Origin of the sequence: Variovorax sp. J2L1-78 (assembly GCF_030317205.1) — a bacterium.
GTDB lineage: Bacteria > Pseudomonadota > Gammaproteobacteria > Burkholderiales > Burkholderiaceae_C > Variovorax > Variovorax arabinosiphilus.
Genome location: NZ_JASZYB010000001.1, coordinates 522,748 through 545,713, shown reverse-complemented (window position 1 = coordinate 545,713; position 22,966 = coordinate 522,748). Strand labels below are relative to the sequence as shown.

The following is a 22,966-nucleotide window of genomic DNA, read 5'->3' as shown; positions in this document are numbered from 1 at the left end:
CATCGATCCATGACCGACACCACCCCCCTCTCCGACGACACCCGCGAACGCCTGCGCCACGTGAGCGTCGCCACGCTCTGCACGCAACTCTTCAAGCGGGGCTTCCGCAACGTCTACCTGCAGCAGGTGCGACGGCTAACGACGCCCAGCAACGGCAACCTGGTCGGGCCAGCCTTCACCATGCGCAACATCCCGGCGCGCGAGGACATCGACCAGATCAGCGCCTTCGACGACCCGAACCATCCGCAGCGCAAGGGCATCGAGAGCGTGCCGCCTGGCCACGTGCTGGTCATCGACTGCCGCGGCGAAACGCGCGTGGCCTCCGGCGGCCAGATCCTCACGACGCGGCTCAAGGTACGCGGTGCCGCGGGCCTGGTGTCCGACGGCCCGGTGCGCGACAGCGGCCCGATCTCGCAGATGGACTTCCCGGTGTACTGCGCCGGCGGCAGCGCGCCACTCAACCTCATCCACCACCACACCATCGACCTCAACGTGCCGATCGGCTGCGGCGGCGTGCCGGTGTACCCGGGCGACGTGATGGTGGGCGACGACGAAGGCGTGGTCGTGATCCCGCAGCACTTGGCCGACGAGGTGGCACGCGATGCGGTCGAGCAGGAAAAGATGGAGGCCTTCATCCTCGAGCGCATCGAAGGCGGCGCACGGCTGGCCGGCACCTACCCCCCCAACGCGGAAACCCGCGCCGCCTTCGATGGCTGGCGCAAGGAAAAGGGAGTTTGACCATGGCGTCTCCACTTCGAGCACTTCAGCTGGCATGCGCACTGGCGGTGGCCGCCGTGCTGCCCGCGCAGGCACAGGCGCAGACCTACCCGAGCAAGCAGATCACCATCGTCGTGCCGGCCTCGCCCGGCGGCGCGATCGACCTGGCGGCGCGGCTCATCGGCCAGAAGCTCACCGAGGCCTGGGGCCAGCCGGTGGTCATCGACAACCGCGCCGGCGCCACCGGCATCATCGGCACCGACCTGGTCGCCAAGAGCCCGCCCGACGGCCACATGCTGGTGCTGGTCGCCAGCAGCCACGCGATCAACCCGAGCATGGTGAAGAAGCTGCCCTTCGACACGGTCAAGAGCTTCGAGTCGGTCGCGCTGACGCACGTGGTGCCGCTGGTGCTGATCGTCTCGCCCACGCTGCCGGTGAAGTCGGTGAAGGAGCTCATCGCCTACGGCAAGGCCAACCCGGGCAAGCTGAGCTTCGCGTCCAGCGGCAACGGCGGCGCGCCGCATTTCTCGGGCGAGCTCTTCAAGTCGATGGCCGGCCTCGACATGACGCACATCCCGTACAAGGGCAGCACGCTGGCGCACCCCGACCTGATCAGCGGGCGCACCTCGCTCATGTTCGACACCGTGGCCGCCGCCAACGTGCAGATCAAGGCCGACCGCCTGCGCGCGCTGGCCGTGACGACGACCAAGCGCTCCTCGGTGCTGCCCGATGTGCCCACCATGCAGGAAGCCGGCGTGGCCGGTTACGAGACCAGCACCTGGGGCGGCCTGCTCGCGCCTGCGGGCACGCCCAAGGCCACGGTCGCCAAGCTCAACGCCGAGGTCAACAAGATCCTCGCGATGCCCGACGTGCGCAAGACGCTGCAGGACAACGGCATCGAGCCCGGCAACGGCACGCCGCAGCAGTTCGGCGACTTCATCGGCACCGAGATGGTGAAGTGGTCGAAGGTCGCCAGGGACGCCGGCATCCAGGCCGAGTGACCCGCTCGCTGTTCCCTCTTTCTCTCTGATTCGAACGTTCTTCATGCCCCAACGCCTCCTCCAGATCGGCCCGCTGCTGCCCGCCCTCGAAGCCCGACTCGCCACCACCTACGACATCCATCTGCTGCACAAGGAGCCCGACCCGAAGGCCTTCCTCGCGGCGCATGGCCGCGATTTCGTCGGGGTCGCGACCTCGGCCCGCTTCGGCGCCGACGCCGCGCTGATCGCCGCCCTGCCGAACCTGAAGGTCATCTCGAGCTTCGGCGTCGGCCTCGACGCGATCGACCTGGGGGCCGCGCGCGCCCGCGGCATCGCCGTCGGCTACACGCCCGACGTGCTCAACGACTGCGTGGCCGACACCGCCTTCGCACTGGTGATGGACGTGGCACGCCGCTTCAGCGCGGCGGATCGCTTCGTGCGGCGCGGCGACTGGCTCCAAGGCCAGTTCCCGCTCGCGACGAAGGTGTCGGGCAAGAAGCTCGGCATCCTCGGCATGGGCCGCATCGGGCGCGTCATCGCGCGCCGTGCATCGGGCTTCGACATGGACGTGCGCTATCACAACCGCAAGCCGCTCGCCGATGTCGACCATGTCTATGCGGATTCGCTGAAGGCGCTCGCCGAATGGGCCGACTTCCTCGTCGTCGCGAGCGCGGGCGGCGCCGAGACGCGCGGCCTGGTGTCGCGCGAGATCCTCGATGCGCTCGGGCCAAGGGGTTACCTCGTCAACATCTCGCGCGGCACGGTGGTCGACGAACAGGCCCTGGTCGACGCGCTGAAGGACGGCCGCATCGCCGGTGCCGGCCTCGACGTGTTCGAGGACGAGCCGAACGTTCCCGAGGCGCTGTTCGCGCTCGACAACGTCGTGCTGCTGCCGCACCTGGCCAGCAACACACACGAGACACGTGCGGCCATGGCGCAGCGGGTCGAGGACAACCTCGCGGCCTTCTTCGCGGGCCGGCCGCTCGTGAGCGCGGCCTACTGACCCGAACCGACAACCCTAAAAGGAGACACACCATGCACAACACCATCGGCAATCCGCGTCGACAGTTTCTCAAGACGGCGGCCGGCGCAGGCGCTGCCGCCCTCAGCGGCCTGGCCGGCGCACAGGCCTTCGACTTCCGGCCGAGCCAGCGCTACCCCGACCCGGCGGTGATGATCCTCGACCCGAGCTTCGCCAAGTACCGCATCTACAGCAGCACGCTGGAGCAGCTCGGCAGCGGCATGCGGTGGGCCGAGGGTCCGGTGTACTTCCCCGAGCAGGGCTACCTGCTGCTGAGCGACATCCCGAACAACCGGCTGATGAAGTACGACGAGAAGACCGGCACTTTCGGCGTGCACAAGACCAACGTCAACTACGCCAACGGCAACACGCGTGACCGGCAGGGCCGCCTCGTCAGCTGCGAACATTCGGTGACGCGGCGCATCGTGCGCACCGAGAAGGACGGCCGCATGACCGTGCTGGCCGACAGCTTCGAAGGCAAGCGCCTGAATGCACCGAACGACATCGTGGTGCGCTCCGACGACAGCATCTGGTTCACCGACCCGACCTTCGGCATCAACGGCGAATGGGAAGGCTCGCGCGCCACGCCCGAGCAGGCGACGACCAACGTCTACCGTATCGCGAAGGACGGCACGCTCGCGGCCGTGATCACCGACCTCGTGAACCCGAACGGCCTGGCCTTCTCGCCGGACGAGCGCAAGCTCTACGTCGTCGAGTGGAAGGGCACGCCCAACCGCAGCATCTGGAGCTACGACGTGGCGGCCGATGGCGCCAGCGTGTCGAACAAGACCAAGCTGATCGACGCCGGCGGCCCCGGCGCGTTCGACGGCTTCCGCGTCGACCGCGATGGCAACCTGTGGTGCGGCTGGGGCCACACCGGTGCGCTGGCCGCAGAGCCGACCGACATCGGCGGCGGCATGAAGGCCTACTTGCCGAACGCGCGGTCCGACGAGCTGGACGGCGTGAAGATCTTCAACCCCCAGGGCAAGCCGATCGGCTTCATCCGCCTGCCCGAACGCTGCGCCAACCTGGAGTTCGGCGGACCGAAGCGCAACCGGCTCTACATGGCGAGCAGCCATTCGCTCTATGCGATGTATGTGGAGGCGCACGGCGCCGTCTGACGCGCACGGGGGCGATCTGCGAGGCGCCGGGTGCGCCGGTCCATCCTTTAGACTGTGCTCCGGGTGTCGCGCGCTTCCAGCGCGGCAGGTTGTGCGTCGGTCGGGCCGCCACGCGATCCCTTCACGCCCAGGAAACGCATGTCCGACACCCCGATCCAGTGGATCGCCGCCGCCCTTTTCGCCGTCGCCCTGCTGCACACCTTCGCGGCCAAGCAGTTCGAGCGCCTGTCCCATCGCTACCCGCGCCATGCCGGTCTGTTCCACCTGCTCGGTGAAGTCGAGGTCGTCTTCGGCTTCTGGGCCATCGTGCTGGTGCTGGCCATGGCCCTTGTCGTGGGCGGCACGCCCGCGCTGGACTACGCCGAGTCGCGCAACTACACCGAGCCGCTCTTCGTCTTCGTGGTCATGGTGATCGCCGCCTCGCGGCCGGTGCTGCGCACCGTGATGGCGCTGGTCGACACCACCGCCCGCGCGTTGCCGGTGTCCACGCCGCTCGCCACCGCCTGGCTCGGGCTGGCCGCGGTGCCGCTGCTGGGGTCGCTCATCACCGAACCGGCCGCCATGACCATCGCCGCGCTGATGCTGGCGCCGCAAGTCTTCCGTCGCGACATGCCCGAGGGCGTCAAGTACCTGGCGCTGGGCGTGCTGTTCGTCAACGTCTCGATCGGCGGCACGCTCACCTCGTACGCCGCGCCGCCGGTGCTGATGGTCGCGACCACCTGGCAATGGGACAGCGCCTTCATGTTCGCCAACTTCGGCTGGAAGGCGGCGATCGCGGTGCTGGTGAACGCGACGGCCGCCACCTTCGTGCTGCGCCGCCACCTGCGCCCTGCCCCGCGTCCCGACGCAGGCATGCCCGCCGAAGCGCGCGTACCGCTGTCGGTGGTGGCGGTGCACCTGGGCCTGCTGGCCGGCGTGGTGCTGTTCGCCCACCACCCGGTGGTGTTCCTCGGCCTCTTCCTGATGTTCATGGGCTTCACGCAGGCCTACGAACGGCACCAGAGCCCGCTGATCCTCAAGGAGGCGCTGCTGGTCGGCTTCTTCCTGGCCGGCCTGGTGGTGCTCGGCGGCATGCAGCAGTGGTGGCTGCAACCCATCGTCTCGGGCCTGGCGCCGCTGGCGCTGTTCGCCGGCGCGCTCGGCCTCACGGCCATCACCGACAACGCCGCGCTGACCTACCTCGGCTCGCTGATCGACGGCATCTCCGACACCTCGAAGTACATGCTGGGGCGGGCGCAGTGGCCGGTGGCGGGCTGACGGTGATCGCCAACGCGCCCAACCCGGCCGGCGTCGCGCTGCTCAAGCGCGGCTTCACGGACGAGACGATCGGCGCCGGCGGCCTGCTGCTCGGCGCGGCGGGCCCGACGGCCGTCGCGGCGCTCGCCTTTCTGCTGCTGTAGGGCGCCCACGCCGGGATAATCGGCGGCTTCCATCTCTCCCGAGGACCGCATGACCGTCTCCGCGCCGATCGCCGCCCTGCTCCTCGCCACCTTCTCTGCGGTCCTTCCGGCCGCTCATGCGCAGCCACGAGCGAACACGCCGGCCGCCTACCAGGGCCCGCTGTTCGACACGCACCTGCACTACAACCAGGAGGCCTGGGACGGCAACACCGGGCCTTATCCGCCGGTCGAGGCGCTGGCGCGCTTCCAGCGCAACGACGTGCGCGCGATCATCGCCAACTCGCGGCCGAACGCCGGCACGCAGACGCTGGCGGCGTCGCGCGAGACCCGCGCCGCCGGCGTGCGCGTGGTGCCCTTCGTGCGGCTCTACCGCAACCGCGACGACTACGGCAACTGGTTCCGCGACGAGACCATCTACGACATGGTGCAGACCGAGCTGGCGCGCGGCACGCCGAGCGGCCCGTACCGCGGCCTCGGGGAATTCCACCTGTACGACAGCGCCAACGCCAACGGCCCGGTCGCCAAGAGGCTGATCGTGCTGGCCGAGCAGCAGCAGCTCGCGGTCCTGGCACATGTCGACGACGTGGCGATCGACCTGCTGATGGCCAACGCCCCGTCGAAAGGACAGCGCCTGCGCCTGATCTGGGCGCACACGGGCATCGGCGGTGCGCCGATCGAGCGGGTGCAGGCGCTGCTCGAGCGCTATCCGTTGTTGATCGGCGAGCTCTCGTACCGGCCGGGGCTGACCTGCGGCGACGGCACCCTGTGCCCCGAATGGCGGGCGCTCATCCTGAAGTACCCGGGGCGCTTCGTGATCGGCTCCGACACCTGGGTCAACCAGCGCTGGAGCGCCTACGACGAGATCATGCGCGGCTACCGCACCTGGCTGGCCGACCTGCCGCCCGACGTGGCGCAGCGCGTGGCCTGGGGCAACGCGGCGGCGCTGTTCGAGCTGCGCTGAACGAGGCGGCATCCACGGGGCGGCAACGCCGTGGTGACCGTCGCGCCGGGCTCGGCAGGCGACGTCGAAAAATCAAGGCGATCATCCGACCGAGCACGATCAAACAACTCTCATTCTCATCTACACTTCAGGTGCGTTGCATGGCGTGCGCGGGTCGGCAAGCGCCCCGGTGCTGCTCCTCCGAGACCTTCAAAACTCCTGACCCCTTGTGCCAGAGCGTCATTACCGAGAACTGCTGCGGTACTTCATCCGCAAGGCCGGGAACGGCGACGCTGCCGCCGATGTGGTTCAGGAGGCCTACATGCGCGTGTTCGCGCTTCAGCATGGCGGCGGCACCATCCGCGAGCCGCGGGCGCTTCTCTTCCAAGCTGCGCGCAACATATGGACCAACCAGATCGTTCGACGGGCCGCCGAGCTGCGCATGCTCGAGACGCTGGCAGTGGTCCGGGACGACAGCGTCCCTTCCGTGGAGCGCGAAGTCATTGCGCGGCAGCAGCTGGCGCATCTCTTGCGCCTGCTTTCGGGCATGCCACGCAAGCGGCGTGAAGTCTTCGTGCTGGTGCGCATTCATGGGTTGAGCTATGCCCAGACATGTGCCCACCTGGACCTGAGCCTCAAGGCAGTGGAACATCACATGACGCGCGCCTTGCTCGACTGCGCCGGCTACGGCCGGCCTTCGGGGCACTGACCGGGACCTCCAACACCGCGATGACCCACCCTCAACATAACGATGGGCTGCTTGGCGCCGAGGAAAGGCGGGCACCCCGCCGATTGGTGGCGCACGCCCTCACCTTGCTGGGACGCATGGAACGCGCGGATCCACAGCTTTCACAGACAGCCGAGGCGGCACTCCTGGCATGGCGTCAGCAAAGCCCCAAGAACGAAGAGGCGGCCGCCACCGCATGGCGCATCTGGCAGTTGACTGGGCAAAGCGAAGCGCGTGCGCTGCTGCCCATGCCCCCACGGGCCGAGGACCGGCCTGCGTCTCGACGCCGGGCCATGGGCCTGCTCGGGGTCGTGGGCTTCGCTGCAGCGGCGGTCGCAGGCGCCCGGTTCTACTGGGGGCAGCCGCTGGAAGTTCTCGCGCTGCACACCCCGCGCGGCCGCACGCTGACCCGCACGCTGGACGACGGCACCCGACTGGACCTCGACTCGCTCACTGCTGTGCAGGTGCGATTCTTCCGCGATCGGCGGACGGTGCATCTCCTCGAGGGGGAGGCGCGTTTTGGCGTGACGCACGATGCAGAGCGACCTTTCATCGTGACTTGCGCCTGGGGAAGCGTGCAGGTCGTGGGTACCGCCTTCACGGTGTCGGCGCGGGAGGGCCGCATGCGCGTGGCCGTTGCCGAAGGACGCGTCCTCGTGCGTGCGACGAACGCGCCAGCTGCGGCCGTCTCGCTCACGCTGGGACCCGGAGAGGCGGTCGAGACGGATGCAACCGGCCTGGGGTCACCCTGGGCGATCGATGTAGCCGATGTGGCCGCCTGGCGGCAGGGCTGGCTCGTCTTTCGCAACACGCCGCTTCCCGAGGTGGTGGCGCGCTGGAACGACTACCTCGGGCAGCCGATTCGACTCGACCCGGACGCACGCCTTGAGCGGCTGCGTATCTCCGGCCGTTTTGCCCTGCGCGATCTGCAGGGTTTCCTCGATGCATTGCCATTGATGGTGCCCATCCAGGTCCGTCGTCCTGCAGACGGTCCGACCGAAATCCAGGTTCGCCGCTGAACGCGCCCCAAAGTACGTCAGGCGGGTCTTTTTTGGGGGGTATCGGCCCTCGACCTTGTCTTCTGTTCGAACCAACCCCAAGGACCTTCGAACATGAGCAAGCCCGCCGCGCGACCCCGACGCCCTCTCCCGCATGCCGTCACCCATCATCCCGTCACCTGGATCGCCCGCGCGAAGCCGCTGGCAGCCGCCGCGGCGATTTGTGCCAATGTCTTTGGCCTCACCGGCGGCCAGGCCCATGCGCAGAGTGCCTCGTCCCTTGCAGCAGCACCAACGCCACTGACCCTTCCCGCGCAGCCGCTTCCCATCCGCCTGGGCGTGCTCTCGCGCCAGTTCGGCGTCTCGATCGGGGGTGAGGCCGCCCTGCTCGAGGGCAGACTGGCCCCGGCCTTGAATGGCTCCTTCGATCTGCAGCAGGCGATGGATCGCACACTGGAGAACACGGGCCTCGTCTACGTTCGCTCCGCGTCGACGGTGACCGTCTTGCCGGCGGCTGAGGGGCGTGCCGGCACGCTGCCCGCCGTCACGGTCACGGCCAGCGCCCCGGCGGAGACGGCCAGCAGCCGGGTGGAGGGTTTCATCGCGCGTCGCTCCGCCACGGCCACCAAGACGGACACCCCCATCACGGAGATTGCGCAGTCCATCTCGGTCGTCACGCGCGACCAGATGGAGGCACAGGGTGTCCAGACGGTGGAGCAGGCACTGCGCTACACGGCTGGCGTGCTGACCGAGGTGACCGGCTATGACCTGCGTTACGCGAGCCTGAACATCCGCGGCTTCGACGCGACCCTCTATCGCGATGGCCTGAGGGTCTTCAAGACCGGGACCTACGGTGACTGGCTCACCGAACCCCAGGGTGTCGAGCGCGTGGAAGTGCTCAAGGGCCCCTCCGCCGTCCTCTACGGGCAGGGCGGCCCGGGGGGCATCGTCAACCAGGTCTCCAAGCGCCCGACGAGCGATGCGGTCAGCGAAGTCAGCCTGAGCGCGGGCAATCATGGCCGATATCAGGCCGGCTTCGATCTGGGACGGACGCTCGATGCCGACGGTACGCTGCTGTTCCGGTTGAATGGCATGGGCCGGGACAGCCGCACACAGACGGCCCACTCGCAGGACGACCGGCTGTACATCGCCCCGGCGCTGACCTGGAAGCCATCGGCGCAGACGTCGCTCACGATCCTGGCCGACGTCACGCGCGACCGCATGACGCCCAAGAGCTGGTGGCCGAACCAGTCGCTTCTGGGCACCTATGCAGAGGGGCGGATTCCCGTGCGCACCTTCGCCGGCGAGCCCGCGTTCGACCGCTACGACCGGGACATGCACTCGCTGGGCTATCTGCTGGAGCATCGCTTCGACGAGACGCTGACCTTGCGCCAGCAGCTGCGCCGAGCCAGTTTCGAGCTGGACTATCAGCACGTGTATGCCACGGCGATTCGCGGCGACCAGCGCAGCGCCAACCGGGCATCGCTCATCTCCCGCAGCAAGAGCGATGTCACCACGGTAGACACCAGCGTGCAGAAGGAAACCGCGACCGGGCCACTGCGCCACACGCTCCTGCTGGGCCTGGACTACCAGCGCTTCTCCGGCAGCGAGGACATCGGCTTTGGCAATGCGCCGGTTCTGGACATCTTCAATCCGGTCTACGGTCGCGCCTTCATCGCACCGGTGACCGCCCCGAGTACCGCGCAACTGCGTCAACTTGGCCTCTATGCCCAGGACCAGATGCGCTGGAACCGGTGGATCCTGACCGCCGGGGTGCGTCATGACCGGGCCGATACCGTGCGGCGGTCCGGCGCGACCGAAGCCTCTGCCGAGGACGGCAAGACAACCGGCAGCGTGGGCGCCATGTACCGCTTCGACCACGGGATCTCACCCTACGCCAGTTACGCGACCTCCTTCGTTCCGGTCGTCGGCAGCAACTACCGGGGGACCCCGCAACCCGAGACCAGCGAGCAGTTCGAACTGGGCGTGAAGTTCGAGCCCGCGGGCGCTGGCCATCTGCTCACCGCGGCGGTGTTCGACCTGCGTCGCCAGAATGTCACCACCCTGGATCCCACCAACCCGCTGCTGCGCGCGCAGACGGGCGAGGTCAGGGCACGCGGTCTCGAGCTGGAAGGCAAGTCGCGCTTGAGCGCCGGCCTCGATCTGATCGCCAGCTACACCTATCTCGACGCGGAGATCACGCGCAGCAACGATGCCGCGGAGCTCGGCAAGCGACCGTTCCAGACCGCTCGGCAAACGGCCAAGCTCTGGTTGAACTACGCCTTTCGCAGTGAGGCAGCTCGCGGCTGGAGCGTCGGCGCTGGTGTGCGCCGCGTTGGCCCCACGGTGGCCGACACGTACAACCGCTACTGGAACGCGGGGTATACGTTGATCGACGCGGCCGTGCGCTACGACGCCGGGCCCGTGCGCTTCTCGATCAATGTCGCCAATCTCACCGACGAGGTGACGACCGCAAACCGGGCACAGTTCTACGGCCAGGACCGCACGGTCACTGCCACCCTGGGCTATCGCTGGTAAGCCTCCGCCTGAACGAGGCGGCAGCCACAGGGCGGACAACGCTGCGGCGTTCGGGCGCTGCGACGCCCCGCTATTCGAACTTGACGTTGTGCGCCCGCACGGTCGCGCCGAAGGCGTCGTACTGCGTGCGGAAGAACTCGCCGAACTTCGCAGGGCTCATGCCGTAGCCCTCGAAGCCCTGCTGCACCAGCTGCGCATGCACCTCGGGCCGCTTGAGCGTGTTCTGCAGCTCCAGCGAAAGCTTCTCGGTGATCTCCGGCGGCAACCCCGGTGGCCCGAAGAAGCCGGCCCACGGCGTGATCGTGAGCTTGCCCAGCCCCAGCTCGCCGCCCGTCGGCACCTCGGGCAACAGGCCGCTGCGCTGCGGCAGCAAGGTGACGAGCGCGCGGATGCGCCCCTCCTTCACGAAGCCCGGTGCCAGCGTGCCGGTGGTGAACATCATGTGGATCTGGCCGCCCAGCAGGTCGGTCATGGCCTGCATGTCACCCTTGTAGCGGGCATTGACCACCTTGCGCTCGCCCAGCAGTTGCAGCATCGCGAGCTCCGAGGCGCTGTTGCTCGACGCCGAGTTGTAGGCGCCGGGCTTGGCCGCCACCATGGCCAGCAGCTCGCTCACGCTCTTCGCAGGCAGGCTCGACGGCACCACCAGGAACATCGAGAACTGCCCGGCCGAGCTGATCGGCGTGAAGGCCTTGAACGGGTCGTAGGGCGGCGTCGGCCGCAGCGTGGGTGCCGCCACCATCGCGGTGTTGGTACCCATCAGCAGCGTGTAGCCGTCGGGCTTGGCCGATGACGTGGCCTGCGCCGCGAGCACGCCGTCGGCGCCCGGGCGGTTCTCCACGATCACCTGCTGGCCGAGTTGCTTGGACAGGCCCTCCGCAATGATCCGGGTGAGCGCGTCGGCGCCGCCGCCGGACGCAAAGCCGACGATCAGCCGCAAGGGCTTCTGCGGGTACGCGTCGGCGCTCCATGCCGCCGCGCCGGGCAACACCGCGGCCGCCAAAGCGGCCAGGGACAGGTTTCTGCGTCGCATGAAAGGCTCCTGGTTCAGAAGAGATGCCGCACACCGAACTCCCACCCCGACGAGCGCGCCCCGCCCGCCGGCGCCACGCCGCCGCTCACCACGTACCGCGCCTGCCCGCTGTTCATGAGCCGCGCATAGGTGCCGTAGAGCGCGGTGCGCTTCGAGAGGATGTGCACGTAGCCGATGCCCAGTTGCCGCGCGTCGTCGCGGTCGCGCGGCACGCCGTTGGCGTTGCGCAGGTTCTCGTCGCTGCGGTCGTCCAGGTAGGCATAGCTCACGCGGATGCGGCCGACCTCGAAGGCCGGGATGTGCGCACCGATCTCGGCGGTGTTCTTGCGCACCGTGCCTGCGGCCAGGCGCACGGTCACCTTGTTGTAGAGCGCGAAGAACCGCGCGAAGCCCGCGTCCCACGAACCGCCGATGTTGGCGTGCGCGTAGTTGCCGATGGTGCTCGTGGTGTCGTAGTGGGTCCGGGTATAGGCCGCCGCAAGGTCGAAGGCACCGGCCGCGAAGCCGACCCGCGCACCGGCGAAGTTGCCGTCGTCACGGTTCGCGGCGGTGGAGAGGTTTTCGCCGCTGCCGACCATGGCCATGCCGTAGAACCCGCCAAGCTGGGGCGGTAGCCAGTAGCTCACCGTGTTGCTGCCCGTGATCGCGGTGGGCAGCGGCCCGGTGCCGGGGCCGGCGAAGGTCAGGTTGCCCGCACGGGCGACGCCGTTGGCGTTGAAGGGATCGAAGTAGATGCTGTTGTAGTGCGTGGGGATGAAGTCACGACCCAGCCGGACTTCGCCCAGCGTCGCGTGCGACAGGCTGACGTAGGACATGCGGTCGAAGGTCAGGGGGCCGGCGACGCCCGCGCCGCTGGTCTGGTTGTTGGTGTTGCTCGCGCGGCCGGTGCCGGTGTCGGGGTTCAGGCTGCCTTCGAGCCAGAAGCCCGCCTGCAGGCCGCCGCCCAGGTCTTCGGTGCCGCGGAAGCCGAGGCGGCTGGTCGAAAGCCCGCCGTTGGACAGCGCCTTGACCGACCCACCGCCGACGCCGTTGGTGGACTGGATACCCAGGTCCATCACGCCAAACACGGTGACGCTGGATTGCGCATGCGCCGCGCCGCTGCTTGCAAGCCCCAACGCTGACCACATCAAGATCTTCTTCATGATTTCTTGTCTCCTGCTTCTTCTCTTGGTTGAAAAACTCGGAACGCGCGCAGGGCTGCGCCACCGGGTGCGAACGGAGGTCCGCACCGGTCGGCGAAGGCCGGGTGAAAAGGTATTAGCCCGAAGGCTCGGGTCGTTCGGTGCGCACGAGCACGGCGCCTTTCGACAGCGGGCTCACGTTGCGCCGGTACTGCTGCAGCCAGCCGGTGTCGAAGGCCGGCGGCGGTGCCTGCCAGTCGGCGCGGCGCGCCTGGAGTTCGGCGTCGCTCAGCGCGATGTCGAGGCGGCGGGCATCGAGGTCGATGGTGATCACGTCGCCATCGCGCACCAGGCCGAGCGGCCCGCCGAGCGCGGCCTCGGGCGACACCTCGGCCACCACGAGCCCCTTGCAGACCAGGCCCGAGAGATGCCCGTCGGTCAGCAGCGCGACCTGGTCCCCGAGCCCCGCGCCATCGACCGCGAAGACCACGCGTGAGGCGCCGCCCCCCATGGCCGGACCGCCACAGGCGCCGGCGCCGCGCATCACGACCACCTGGCCGGGCACGATCTCGCCGTTCTTCAGCGCCGCGATGGCGGCGTCCGAGGTCCAGAAGCACACGGCCGGGCCGGTAAAACGGCGCACCTTGCGCTCGGCGATGCCGGTCTTGATGAGGCCCGACTCGGGCGCGAGGTTGCCCCGCAGCAGCACGATGGCCGGCAGCGGTGCGACCGGGCGGTCGATAGGGCGGATCACCTCGGCGTCCATCACTTCGGCATGGCGCAGGTTGCCGGCGACCGTTCCACCGGTGACCGTGAGCGCGCTCGTGTCGAGCAGGGGCGCGAGCTGCTTCATCAGTGCGCGGCAACCGCCCGCCGCTTCGAAGGCCTCGATCGAATGCTCGCCGATGGGCCGCACGCCGGCCAGCACCGGCGTCGTGGGGCCGAGGCTTTCGAACAGGCCATAGACATCGACGCCGCACTCGCCTTCGGTCGATATCGCCTGCAGGTGCTTGGCCGTGTTGAGCGAGCCGCCGACGGCCAATACCGCGCGCACCGCGTTGGCGAAGGCGCCGGGCGAGAGGATGTCGCGCGGCTTCAGGTCGTCCAGCACCATCTGCACGATGCGCGTTCCCGCGGCGCGCACGTCGTCCATCATCTTCGGGCTCAGCGCGGCCACCGGCGAGCTGCCGGGCAAGGCCATGCCGAGCGCCTCGCAGACGATGTGCATCGAGTTGGCCGTGCCCAGGCCCGAGCACACGCCTGGCCCGCGGATCGCCTCGCGGCTCATGCCCACGAGTTCTTCCACCGGCAGGCTGCCGGTCACGGCATGCATCGCGCCAATGAACACCTCCTCGATGTCCATGTGCCTGCCGCGGTACTCGCCGCTGGGCTGGTAGCCGCAGGGCACCAGCAGCGTCGGGATGTTGAGCCGCGCCGCCGCCATGAGCTGGCCCGGCACCGTCTTGTCGCAGGAGGTGAGGCACACCATGCCGTCGAGCTGCGCGCCTTCGACGGCCACTTCGATGTCGTTGGTCACGAGGTCGCGCGCGCCCAGCATGTAGGCGCCGCGCGCGCCGGCGCCGGTGATGAAGTCGCTGGGCGCCGCCGTGCGGATTTCGAACGGTACGCCGCCGGCTGCGCGGATCGCGGTCTTGATTTCTGCTGCCACGCGGTCGAGGTGGCTGAAGCAGGCGGCCAGCTCCGAGGAGCTGTTGACGATGGCGATCTTGGGCTTCTCGCAATCCTCCTCTGGGATGCCGAGCGCGCGCCAGTGCGCATTGCGCACCGACCAGAGGTAGGAGCCGCGCGGGAAGTTGCTGCGCAGGGGGCGGGGCATAGGGGTCACGGGTGGTCTCCGGTTCTGTTGTTCTTCTTGGTGATCTCGATCACGCCGCGGTCGGCGTCCACGCGCACCCAGTCGCCGGTCGCGATGCATTCGAGCGGATCGCGCTCGAAGTCGGTCATCGAGGGCGAATGCGTGACCACGGCGCCGAGCGCCATCTTGGTCGTCATCTCGTTGAACAGGAATGCCGCGGGCGCCACGTTCATGAGCCGCGTCATGTGGAACATCGCCGACCATCCCGAGGAGCCCTTGGCCCCCGGAAACACCAGCACCTTGCCCGCGAAGCTCTGGCCGCGCAGGTCGTGCCGCGTCTCGATGACGGTGCCGGTGCGCGGGTCGATGCCGCCCCAGCCCGAGATGCGGTCGCGCGTGACGAGCGCCTCGCCTTCCGCAACGCCACCGACCACCTTGCGGCCGCGGATGACGATGGTCTGTGGCGTGATGACGGCGCTCATGCGTAGCCCCCGTTCCACCGTCCGGTGCAGGCTGCATCGACGCACTCCGCCGTGCTGCCGAACCAGGCCTGCACGCCGAGGATGGCGGGCAGGTAGTGCGCCTGCTTGGCCGAATCGAGCGCCACCGTCTTCGTGCCCTTGGGCACGGCGCGGCTCATGGCCGAGCAGCTGTCGGTCATGAGGATGCCGCCCGCGTCCTCGATGATCCTGGTGTAGCCGTTGCGGTCGGCCAGCGACTTGATGGCGCGCGGCGTGAAGATCCACAGCTCGCAATCGGGGTGCACCTTGCGGCCCTCGATGAGCTGCGCGGTCTCCCAGATCTGCTCGATGGTGTAGTGCGGGCAGCCCAGCATCACGTACTGGACTTCGCTGTCCTTGCCCGTGACGTTGATCTTCTCGTAGGTCGCGCGGCGCTCGGCCTCGCCATAGCGCAGCACCTCGACCGGCGCCTTGCCGCCGAGCGCCTGCTCCAGCGTCAGCGCCTCGGGCGTGATGCCGGCGATGTGGTACATCTCCACGCCGCCCGACGACGAGGCCGCGGCACCGAAGTGCTTGAGCCGCGGCAGGTTCGGCACGCGGCCGATGCCGCGCCGGCTGTGCACCACCGGCACGCGCTCCTGCACGTGCTCGCCGATGTAGTAACCGAGCAGGCCCCAGTCCTGCACCGACTCGACCTCGATGTCGAGCTCGACCACATGCGTGGCGCGGCGGTTCTCGTCGAGGTGATAGCCCCAGTAGGGAATGCGGCCCGTGAGCATCGCCGCACCCGTGCTCTCGCGGCCCTCGGTGTTGGTGCGCGCGCCCAGCACCGAGTTGCAGTACACCACCGCCGACGACTCCATCCACGCGCAGTGCTCCCCACGCGTCGGGATGTTGCCGACCTGGTAAGGCGTGCAGGTGTTCATGATCTGCGCACCGAGGCCGGCCGCATGGCGCTCGCTCTTGTTGTAGAACTGGACGATCTCCTCGCTCACGCCCATGCGCTCGGGCTGGCCGGGATCGAAGCCCAGCTGCAGGTGGCTCGTGAAGACCTTGAACTTCGGGATCTCGACGGTCTCCTGGCTGTCGAGGCTGAATTCGGAGAACACCGCGTCCATGCCGCCGCCCTTGGCGAGCGCGAAATCGCGTTGGAAGGGCGTGGTCGAGGTGATGCTGGCGCAAACGTTGCGCGTCTCGACCAGCCGCTCGGCGCCGAGGGCTTCGCCGTAGCGCATCAAGAGGTCCATCGCCTTCTGCACGGCCGGTCCGTCGCGGCCGTCCCGCATGGCCTTTTCTTCATCGTTCAGGTGCATGGCCTGTGTCTCCGTTCTTCTGTCTCGTGGGGAAGGGTCCCCGGCCGGTTCTCTAGCCCGGCGAGGGTGTGGGCACGTGGCCGCCGATGTCACGCGCGATGGTGAGCGCGATGTCGTGCAGGCGCGGTGCGAGTTCGTTGCGCAGGCGCTCCTCGGTAAAGACGAAGGCGGCGCCGCCGCCGTTGAGCGCCATCACCTCGCCGTCCGGGCCGATGAGCGGCACCGACACCGAGTTGATCTCGCGGTGGAATTCGCCGATCGACAGGCAGTAGCCGAGCCGCTTCGCCTCGCCGATGGCGCGCGTCATGGGCGGCGCGATGCTGTCCCATTCGGGGCCGCGCAGGAGGCGCATCGAGTCGATCAACTGGTTGCGCTGGGCTTCGGGCAGGGCCGAGAGGTAGGCGCGGCCCAGGGCCGAGTTCGGCAGCGGCGCGCGCGAGCCCACGTCGAGCCGCGCCGACAGCATCGACGAGCGCGGGCGGCAGGCCTCGATCAGCACCATCTCCATGCCGTCGCGCACCGCGAGGTAGACCGAGGCGCCCACCTCCTCCGCCATCGCCTGCATGCTGGGCCGCGCCGCAGCCCGCACGTCGAGGCTGCCGAGGAACACGCGCGCGAGCGACACCACGCCCGGGCCGAGCATGAAGCGGTCGGCCGCCTGCGCGGCCTTGAGCATGCCCATGGAGAGCAGCGTCGCGACCAGCCGGTTGACGGTCGGGCGCGGAATGCCGGTCATGCGCGCCACGTCGGCATGGCCCAGCACCGGCCGCTCTTCGCTGAAGCAGCGCAGCACCGAGATGCCGCGCTCCAGCGCGCTCACGGTGTCGGAGCGTTCGCCGCGCGACTCGGCGGCGCCGAAGGCGGAAAGAGAGCTGTCGTTTTTGTCGGTGGACATGGAGGGACCCTTTGAACGCTTTGCAAGACTCTGCAATGTAGAGGCTGGCGAAAGGCGGTCGATCGGGTTCATCGCGCGAGCTCAGGCGCCGGCTTCGGCCGTGACGGACGACGCGGCGCCCTGGCCGGCGCCGGCGCGCAAATACACCCCCTGCGCCAGCAATTCGGACTGCAACGCGCCGATGTCGACCCGGCGCGGGGCGATGCCGGCGCGCGACGCCAGCGCCGCCGCCACGCCCGCGGCCTGGCCCGTGATCCAGCACTGCGGAATCTCGCGCATGAAACCGTGCGAGTTGCGGTCGCACGAGATGTGGCGCCCGCAGGCCAGCAGGCCGTCGAGCTGCTGCGGCACCAGGGCGCCGTAGGGAATGGAGATGTTCGGGAACTTCGGCGACACCGCCGGCGTGACGCCCACTTCGTCGGCCAGCGCCACACCATCGGGCCACTGGCTGCGCAGCACCGCGCCCACGCCGGAGAGGCGCCGCGCATGGCGCACCCCGATCTGCGGCGCGCTCAGCATCAGGTAGGCATCCTCGAAGCCCGGCGCATGCGCCTTGAAGTAGTCCAGGTGCGCGGCCATCGCACGGTGCGAGCGCACCTCGACCGCCGTGAGGTCGTCCACGTCCAGCGCCGAATAGCCCGACTGGCGCGGCCCCATGAACAGCGCCACGTCGTTGCGCCACGAGACGAAGGGCCGCTCGAACAGGCCGCAGACTTCGCGTCCGCGTGCCATGAAGGCAGTGAACGCCTCGGGCTGGCCGGCCTTGAATGCGATCCAGCGGTTCATGTCCACGCCGCCGAACAGCCACGAGGTGTTCATGCAGTGGTGCACGTCGGCCTCCTCGATGTCGTTCACGAAGGCCGCGCCGGCCCGCGCGAACAGGTCGCCGTCGCCGGTGGCGTCGACCACCACGTCGGCCATGATCGCCATGCGGCCTTCCTTGCTCTCGAACACCACGCCCTTGACCGCGCCGTCCTGCACGATCGGAATGGCCGCCCACGAGTGGTAGATGAGCTTGACCTTGCGCTCGAGCACGATCTCCTGCGACAGCAGCTTGAGGCGCTCGGGGTCGATGGTGGGCGACCAGGTGACCACGCCGTGGTAGGCGGCCGTGCGCTGCGACCAGTGCGCGGCCTTGGCCGTGTCCTGCGAGCCCCAGTCTTCGCGCGCCGGGCCGGCGATGGCGTCGGCGGGCAGGCGGTCGAACAGCTCTTCGGCGAAGCCGCGGATCACCAGCTGGCCTTCCCAGTCGGTCATGCGGTCGATCCAGATCACCAGCCCGCCGGTCGACAGGCCGCCCAGGTGGTTGTAGCGCTCGAGCAGCGCCACGTCGGCGCCCGCGCGGGCAGCGGCTGCCGCGGCCGCGGTGCCCGAAGGCCCGCCGCCGACCACCAGCACGCCGCAGCGGTGATAGACCGGAATGCTCTTGCCGGGCTCGGCCCAGCTGCCGTGGTCAGGGCGCTTGACGCGGCTGTCGCGGTCGAAGATGTCGGAGGACAGGATGCGCTCGTCGGTGCGGACGACAGTTTTCATGAGTAAGGGTCTTGTATGGGCTGTTGCGTCGCATTTTGATTTCAATGTTCATTTTGTCAAACACAAAGTGTGTTTTAAGCCGTTCATCTGGGGTATTCCCTAGATGAAGTAGATTTTTATGGTTTTCTAAATCAATATAAGGAAAACATTCCAACGGAGACATAGCGATGAAGACACTCGACGGCAGCCGCCGTGCGTTCGGCACAGCCATCGGCGCCGCCACCTTGCTGGGCCTGGCGCCAGCGGCCATGGCGCAGGACTTCCCGGCGCGCAACAAGCCGATCCGCATCGTGGTCGGGTTCACGGCGGGCGGTGGCACCGACGCGCAGGCCCGCATCGTGGCGCAGAAGCTCGGCGAGGTGCTGGGCACCTCCGTCATCGTCGACAACAAGCCCGGCGCCAGCACCATGCTCGCCGCAACCGAGGTCGCACGCGCGCTGCCCGACGGCTACACCCTGCTCTACGCGCCCTCTTCGACGATGGCGCAGAACCCGCACACCTTCTCCCAGGTGCCGTACGACCCGTTCAAGGACTTCACCGCGGTCTCGATGGGCGGCCGCGGACCATTGGTGCTGTCGGTGAGCACCACCGTGCCGGCCAACAACGTGAAGGAACTCGTGGCCTACGTGAAGGCGAATCCCGGCAAGGTGAGCTATGCCTCCTTCGGTGCCGGCACCTCGTCGCACATCTACGGCGAGGCCTTCGTGAAGAAGGCCGGCATCGACGCGGTGCACATCCCGTACAAGGGCGGCTCGGACGCGGCGAAAGACCTGATCGGCGGCCGCGTGCAGTACATGTTCGACTCGGCCTCCTCCGCCGTCATCACCTCGGGTACCGGCAAGGTGAAGATCCTGGCCATTGCCGCCAACGCGCGCATTGCCGCGCTGCCCGACGTGCCTACTTTCGCGGAGCAAGGCGTGACGGGGCTCGACCTGCCGAGCTGGCTCGGCTTCTACGGCCCGGCGCACCTGCCTGCGCCCGTCGTGGTGAAACTCAACGCGGCGCTCACGCAGGTGCTGGCGATGCCGCAGGTGCGCGACTTCTACCGCACCGGCGGCTACGAAGCCGGCGCCAGCACCCCCGAAGAGTTCGCCAGCATCACCCGATCGAGCTATGAACTCTGGGGCGCGATGGTGCAGCAGGTCGGGTTGGCCCGCCAATGAAAGCCTGCGCTTGCACCATCGGCCGCCGGCGCGTTGCCGCGTGGCTGGGACTCGGGCTCGCACTCGGCGGCACGGCGCTGGCAGCCGAGCCCGCGCCCTTCCCCGAGAAGGGCCGTACGATCCGCATCGTGCTCGGCCTCGCGGCGGGCGGCGCCTCGGACGCGCAGGCGCGCTTCGTCGCCCACAAGCTCGGCGAGGTGCTGCAGACGCCGGTCATCGTGGAGAACCGGCCGGGCGCGAGCTTCATCCTGGCCACCGAGGAGGTGATCCGCGCGGCGCCCGACGGCTACACCGTCATGTACGCACCCTCTTCCGTGGTGGCGCAGAACCCGCAGACGCTCGCACAGGTGCGCTACGACCCGTTCAAGGACCTCACGCCCATCTCGCTCGGTGCGCGCGGGCCGCTGGTGCTGACGGTGCACACCAGCGTGCCGGCGCGCAACGTGCAGGAGCTGGTGACCTACATCAAGGCCAACCCGGGGAAGATGAGCTACGCCTCCTTCGGCACCGGCACCTCGTCGCACATCTACGGCGAGGCCTTCGCGCGGCAGGCCGGGCTGGACGTGGTGCACGTGCCCTACAAGGGCGGTGCCGATGCGGCGAAGGACTTTCTCGCGGGCCGCGTGCAGTACTACTTCGACGCGGCACCCAACGCGATCCAGAACACGGCCACCGGCAAGGTCCGCATGCTAGCGGTGGCAGCGCCGAAGCGCAGCCCGATGCTGCCGGACGTGCCGACGATGTCCGAGCAAGGCGTGAGCGGCGTCGACATGGCGAGCTGGCTCGGCTTCTACGGCCCGGCACGCATGCCAGCGCCGGTGGTGGCGAAGCTCAACGCCGCGCTGGCGCAGGTGCTGGCCATGCCGGCCACGCGCGACTTCTTCCGCCAGGGCGCCTACGAAGCCGAATCGTCGACCCCGCAGCAGCTGGCCGACCTGACGCGCACGACCTACGACCAGTGGGCCGACACCATCCGCAAGCTGGGCCTCACGAAGCAGTGACAGCGTGCCCGGTCAGGCCTGCGCCGCCAGATGCGCAGCCAGCTGGTCGAGCGTGCCGCCGAAGCCCATCCGCATCGACGGGAAGCCGGCCAGGAACACCGCCGTCTCGACCGCGTTGGCGTTCAACGGCACGCCCTGGATGTCGAGGGTGGTCTTGCCGTCCGATTGGGTGAAGGTCCAGGTGTTGAGGATCTCCATCGGCCACGCATCGGCAAAGGGCGCGCGCGTCAGGCCACCCTGCGGGTCGGAAAAGGAATTGACGAAGACCATGCGGCTCGGCGCGTCGATCTCGCGGTAGACGAAACGGCCCCACATCGTCTGGCCGCCGGCCTCCATCGCGTAGACGAACATGCCGCCCGGGCGAAGATCGAGCCGCGCCGAGCGGATCGCGAAGCCCTTGGGGCCCCACCATTTTTCCAACTGCGCGAGTTCGGTGAAGGCCCGCCACACCTGGTCGCGCGGCGCGTCGAAGGTGCGCGACAGGGTGAACGGGGTCACGGGCGTGGCATCGCGGGGATCGGCTGACTCGGTCATCGAGAGGCTCCTGGGTGGGATGGGCGCTGGCGCGCCGGGTTGCCGACCACGGTGGCACCGGCCGGCACGTCGCGGGTGACCACGCTGCCGGCGCCGATCACCGCATCGTCGCCGACGGTCACGCCGGGCAGCAGGATCGCGCCGCCGCCGATCCAGACATTGCGCCCGATGCGGATCGGCCGGCCGAATTCCAGCCCCGATTCTCGCTCGGCGGGCGTGCGGGGGTGGTCGGCCGTGAGGATCTGCACGCCGGGGCCGATCTGTGTCTTGTCGCCGATCGCCACCTCGACGACGTCGAGGATCACGCAGTTGAAGTTGAGGAAGACGCCCTCGCCCACGCGGATGTTGAAGCCGTAGTCGCAATGGAACGGCGGGCGGATGCCGGCGCCGCGCCCCACGGCCGCGAAGCGTTCGACCAGCAGCCGATGCCGCTCGGCGCTGGTGGCGCCCAGCGACGCGTTGTAGCGCACCAGCCATTCGCGCGTGGCCGCGAGGTCGGCCTGGATCTGGGCGTCGCCGGCGTCGTACAGGTCGCCGGCGAGCATGCGCTGCTTCTGGGTTCGGGTGTCGAGGGTCATGCCGTGGATTGTGGCGATGCCTCGTGGCCGTCGCTGTCGGACGCGACACCCGACGTCGCGGCTACGCGAGGAACTCGCGCATCGCCCGGTTGGTCTCGTCGGCACGCTCGTACTGCACCCAGTGGCCCGCGCCGTCGACCACGATGCCGCGTCGCTGCGGATGCCCGCCGGTCAGCTGCGCCACCAGCGGCCGCGGATCGGCGGTCACGTCGAACTCGCCCCACAGCAGCAACTGGGGGCCGGCGTGCGCCTCCAGCGCCTGCTGCAACCCGCCGGCCAGCGAGATCTCCTTGCTGCGCAGGCGCGTGCCGTGGCACGAGATGTCGTGGATGGTGAAGGCGAGCGCGTCGATGGCGGCCGGGTCGTGCAGCATCAGCGCCGCCAGGTTGTGGCGCAGCGCCGCGGCTTCGGCGGCGCGGTCGGGCGCGGCGCGCCAGTTGATCATCTCGACGGCCATGCGGCGCAGCGTGCCATGGCCACCACTGCCCAGCAGCGCCAGCTTGCGCACGGCACCGCGCCGGGCCGCGAACTTCGCCGCGGTGAGGCCGCCGAAGGAAAAGCCGCCCAGGTCGATCGGCGTGCCGGCACCGATCAAGGTGTCGAGCGTGCCGCCGAGCGCCTCGAGCAAGGGGTCGAGCGGCGCATCGCCCGCGACCAGGGCGCGCGGCACGTCGGAGTCATGAAAGCCGGGCATGTCGGGCAGCCACAGCGCGCGGTCTGCCGACAACGCCTCGATGTTGCGGACCCAGTGCAGCCAGCTGCCGTGGCCGCCGTGCAGCAGCACCAGGGGCGGCAGGCTGGCATGCGTGGGACCGAAGCGGCGCCAGCGGACGCGGACACCGCCGTGTTCAGGGTCGTGGCGGGTGGCACGCGCATCCATCTGGGCGATGAGGCGATGCGCGTCGGCGTCGGTGTGCGGGGTGGAGGTGGACGAATTCACACGTCGCATTGTGCAGATGCAGATGAAGCGCCAAAGAAGTGCATTTTTGGCATTTTCAAGACCGCTACGTCGCACGCAATTTCATTTTTATCATTTTAAGACTATCATTTTCAGAACGTCGGCAAACGCAAGCTCG

General features: G+C 68.8%; 20 protein-coding genes and 1 pseudogene. 11 read left to right on the top strand and 10 right to left on the bottom strand.

Annotated features, from left to right (window positions below; genetic code table 11):
* Positions 1–9 precede the first annotated feature (9 nt).
* The 9 genes and pseudogenes from QTH86_RS02590 to QTH86_RS02550 all read left to right on the top strand — a co-directional run bounded on the left by QTH86_RS02590 (position 10) and on the right by QTH86_RS02550 (position 10,442).
* The gene (locus QTH86_RS02590) at positions 10–738 is read left to right on the top strand and encodes a ribonuclease activity regulator RraA (protein WP_286646224.1); all 729 of its coding nucleotides are present in this window, start codon (positions 10–12) and stop codon (positions 736–738) included.
* A 2-nt stretch (positions 739–740) separates the two neighbouring features.
* Positions 741–1,718, top strand: a complete 978-nt coding sequence (locus QTH86_RS02585; protein WP_286646225.1) for a tripartite tricarboxylate transporter substrate binding protein — start codon at positions 741–743, stop codon at positions 1,716–1,718.
* A 43-nt stretch (positions 1,719–1,761) separates the two neighbouring features.
* The gene (locus tag QTH86_RS02580) at positions 1,762–2,700 is read left to right on the top strand and encodes a 2-hydroxyacid dehydrogenase (RefSeq protein WP_286646226.1); all 939 of its coding nucleotides are present in this window, start codon (positions 1,762–1,764) and stop codon (positions 2,698–2,700) included.
* A gap of 32 nt (positions 2,701–2,732) precedes the next feature.
* The gene (locus QTH86_RS02575) at positions 2,733–3,839 is read left to right on the top strand and encodes an SMP-30/gluconolactonase/LRE family protein (RefSeq protein ID WP_286646227.1); all 1,107 of its coding nucleotides are present in this window, start codon (positions 2,733–2,735) and stop codon (positions 3,837–3,839) included.
* 138 nt (positions 3,840–3,977) lie between these two features.
* Positions 3,978–5,239, top strand: a pseudogene (locus QTH86_RS02570) (putative Na+/H+ antiporter).
* 49 nt (positions 5,240–5,288) lie between these two features.
* Positions 5,289–6,200: an amidohydrolase gene (locus QTH86_RS02565; protein WP_286646228.1), complete on the top strand. Its 912-nt coding sequence runs from the start codon at positions 5,289–5,291 to the stop codon at positions 6,198–6,200.
* 208 nt (positions 6,201–6,408) lie between these two features.
* Entirely contained in the window at positions 6,409–6,888 is a 480-nt protein-coding gene (locus QTH86_RS02560) for an RNA polymerase sigma factor (RefSeq protein ID WP_286646229.1), read from the top strand.
* Positions 6,889–6,908: 20 nt separating this feature from the next.
* Positions 6,909–7,925 (top strand): FecR family protein, encoded by a 1,017-nt coding sequence (locus QTH86_RS02555; RefSeq protein WP_286646230.1) that lies wholly within the window; start codon positions 6,909–6,911, stop codon positions 7,923–7,925.
* Positions 7,926–8,018: 93 nt separating this feature from the next.
* On the top strand, positions 8,019–10,442 hold the full coding sequence (locus QTH86_RS02550; protein WP_286646231.1) for a TonB-dependent siderophore receptor: 2,424 nt from the start codon (positions 8,019–8,021) through the stop codon (positions 10,440–10,442).
* 70 nt (positions 10,443–10,512) lie between these two features.
* On the opposite strand, the gene QTH86_RS02545 is transcribed toward QTH86_RS02550, so the two are convergent.
* The 7 genes from QTH86_RS02545 to QTH86_RS02515 all read right to left on the bottom strand — a co-directional run bounded on the left by QTH86_RS02545 (position 10,513) and on the right by QTH86_RS02515 (position 18,614).
* A complete protein-coding gene (locus tag QTH86_RS02545) occupies positions 10,513–11,475 on the bottom strand; it encodes a Bug family tripartite tricarboxylate transporter substrate binding protein (RefSeq protein ID WP_286646232.1) in 963 nt (320 codons plus the stop codon).
* A gap of 14 nt (positions 11,476–11,489) precedes the next feature.
* Positions 11,490–12,617 (bottom strand): porin, encoded by a 1,128-nt coding sequence (locus QTH86_RS02540; protein WP_286646233.1) that lies wholly within the window; start codon positions 12,615–12,617, stop codon positions 11,490–11,492.
* A gap of 115 nt (positions 12,618–12,732) precedes the next feature.
* Positions 12,733–14,433, bottom strand: a complete 1,701-nt coding sequence (gene ilvD, locus QTH86_RS02535; RefSeq protein ID WP_286646234.1) for a dihydroxy-acid dehydratase — start codon at positions 14,431–14,433, stop codon at positions 12,733–12,735.
* Between the two features lie 5 nt (positions 14,434–14,438).
* Positions 14,439–14,894 (bottom strand): aconitase X swivel domain-containing protein, encoded by a 456-nt coding sequence (locus QTH86_RS02530; RefSeq protein ID WP_286646235.1) that lies wholly within the window; start codon positions 14,892–14,894, stop codon positions 14,439–14,441.
* On the bottom strand, positions 14,891–16,186 hold the full coding sequence (locus tag QTH86_RS02525) for an aconitase X (RefSeq protein ID WP_286646236.1): 1,296 nt from the start codon (positions 16,184–16,186) through the stop codon (positions 14,891–14,893). Before QTH86_RS02525 ends, QTH86_RS02530 begins: the two co-directional genes overlap by 4 nt.
* A gap of 52 nt (positions 16,187–16,238) precedes the next feature.
* Positions 16,239–17,081, bottom strand: coding sequence for an IclR family transcriptional regulator (locus QTH86_RS02520; RefSeq protein WP_286646237.1), 843 nt, complete (start codon positions 17,079–17,081; stop codon positions 16,239–16,241).
* Between the two features lie 81 nt (positions 17,082–17,162).
* A complete protein-coding gene (locus QTH86_RS02515) occupies positions 17,163–18,614 on the bottom strand; it encodes an FAD-dependent oxidoreductase (protein ID WP_286646238.1) in 1,452 nt (483 codons plus the stop codon).
* Between the two features lie 167 nt (positions 18,615–18,781).
* Between QTH86_RS02515 and QTH86_RS02510 the strand changes: the two genes are divergently transcribed.
* Together QTH86_RS02510 and QTH86_RS02505 are read left to right on the top strand one after the other, a co-directional pair.
* Positions 18,782–19,777, top strand: a complete 996-nt coding sequence (locus QTH86_RS02510) for a Bug family tripartite tricarboxylate transporter substrate binding protein (RefSeq protein ID WP_286646239.1) — start codon at positions 18,782–18,784, stop codon at positions 19,775–19,777.
* Entirely contained in the window at positions 19,774–20,778 is a 1,005-nt protein-coding gene (locus tag QTH86_RS02505) for a Bug family tripartite tricarboxylate transporter substrate binding protein (protein WP_286646240.1), read from the top strand. Before QTH86_RS02510 ends, QTH86_RS02505 begins: the two co-directional genes overlap by 4 nt.
* A gap of 12 nt (positions 20,779–20,790) precedes the next feature.
* Here the strand turns inward: QTH86_RS02505 and QTH86_RS02500 are convergent, their stop codons facing one another.
* The 3 genes from QTH86_RS02500 to QTH86_RS02490 form a co-directional block, all read right to left on the bottom strand.
* Positions 20,791–21,312, bottom strand: a complete 522-nt coding sequence (locus tag QTH86_RS02500; RefSeq protein WP_286646241.1) for an SRPBCC family protein — start codon at positions 21,310–21,312, stop codon at positions 20,791–20,793.
* Entirely contained in the window at positions 21,309–21,890 is a 582-nt protein-coding gene (locus QTH86_RS02495) for a sugar O-acetyltransferase (RefSeq protein ID WP_286646242.1), read from the bottom strand. The genes QTH86_RS02500 and QTH86_RS02495 overlap by 4 nt, the downstream gene beginning before the upstream one ends.
* A gap of 61 nt (positions 21,891–21,951) precedes the next feature.
* Entirely contained in the window at positions 21,952–22,839 is an 888-nt protein-coding gene (locus QTH86_RS02490; protein WP_444813543.1) for an alpha/beta fold hydrolase, read from the bottom strand.
* Positions 22,840–22,966 lie beyond the last annotated feature (127 nt).

Excerpts from the sequence above, each read along its gene's own strand:
- QTH86_RS02590 (WP_286646224.1), top strand. The coding sequence starts at position 10 with ATGACCGACACCACCCCCCTCTCCGACGACACCCGCGAACGCCTGCGC.
- QTH86_RS02585 (WP_286646225.1), top strand. The coding sequence starts at position 741 with ATGGCGTCTCCACTTCGAGCACTTCAGCTGGCATGCGCACTGGCGGTG.
- QTH86_RS02580 (WP_286646226.1), top strand. The coding sequence starts at position 1,762 with ATGCCCCAACGCCTCCTCCAGATCGGCCCGCTGCTGCCCGCCCTCGAA.
- QTH86_RS02575 (WP_286646227.1), top strand. The coding sequence starts at position 2,733 with ATGCACAACACCATCGGCAATCCGCGTCGACAGTTTCTCAAGACGGCG.
- QTH86_RS02565 (WP_286646228.1), top strand. The coding sequence starts at position 5,289 with ATGACCGTCTCCGCGCCGATCGCCGCCCTGCTCCTCGCCACCTTCTCT.
- QTH86_RS02555 (WP_286646230.1), top strand. The coding sequence starts at position 6,909 with ATGACCCACCCTCAACATAACGATGGGCTGCTTGGCGCCGAGGAAAGG.
- QTH86_RS02550 (WP_286646231.1), top strand. The coding sequence starts at position 8,019 with ATGAGCAAGCCCGCCGCGCGACCCCGACGCCCTCTCCCGCATGCCGTC.
- QTH86_RS02545 (WP_286646232.1), bottom strand. The coding sequence starts at position 11,475 with ATGCGACGCAGAAACCTGTCCCTGGCCGCTTTGGCGGCCGCGGTGTTG.
- QTH86_RS02540 (WP_286646233.1), bottom strand. The coding sequence starts at position 12,617 with ATGAAGAAGATCTTGATGTGGTCAGCGTTGGGGCTTGCAAGCAGCGGC.
- ilvD (WP_286646234.1), bottom strand. The coding sequence starts at position 14,433 with ATGCCCCGCCCCCTGCGCAGCAACTTCCCGCGCGGCTCCTACCTCTGG.
- QTH86_RS02530 (WP_286646235.1), bottom strand. The coding sequence starts at position 14,894 with ATGAGCGCCGTCATCACGCCACAGACCATCGTCATCCGCGGCCGCAAG.
- QTH86_RS02525 (WP_286646236.1), bottom strand. The coding sequence starts at position 16,186 with ATGCACCTGAACGATGAAGAAAAGGCCATGCGGGACGGCCGCGACGGA.
- QTH86_RS02520 (WP_286646237.1), bottom strand. The coding sequence starts at position 17,081 with ATGTCCACCGACAAAAACGACAGCTCTCTTTCCGCCTTCGGCGCCGCC.
- QTH86_RS02515 (WP_286646238.1), bottom strand. The coding sequence starts at position 18,614 with ATGAAAACTGTCGTCCGCACCGACGAGCGCATCCTGTCCTCCGACATC.
- QTH86_RS02510 (WP_286646239.1), top strand. The coding sequence starts at position 18,782 with ATGAAGACACTCGACGGCAGCCGCCGTGCGTTCGGCACAGCCATCGGC.
- QTH86_RS02505 (WP_286646240.1), top strand. The coding sequence starts at position 19,774 with ATGAAAGCCTGCGCTTGCACCATCGGCCGCCGGCGCGTTGCCGCGTGG.
- QTH86_RS02500 (WP_286646241.1), bottom strand. The coding sequence starts at position 21,312 with ATGACCGAGTCAGCCGATCCCCGCGATGCCACGCCCGTGACCCCGTTC.
- QTH86_RS02495 (WP_286646242.1), bottom strand. The coding sequence starts at position 21,890 with ATGACCCTCGACACCCGAACCCAGAAGCAGCGCATGCTCGCCGGCGAC.
- QTH86_RS02490 (WP_444813543.1), bottom strand. The coding sequence starts at position 22,839 with ATGCGACGTGTGAATTCGTCCACCTCCACCCCGCACACCGACGCCGAC.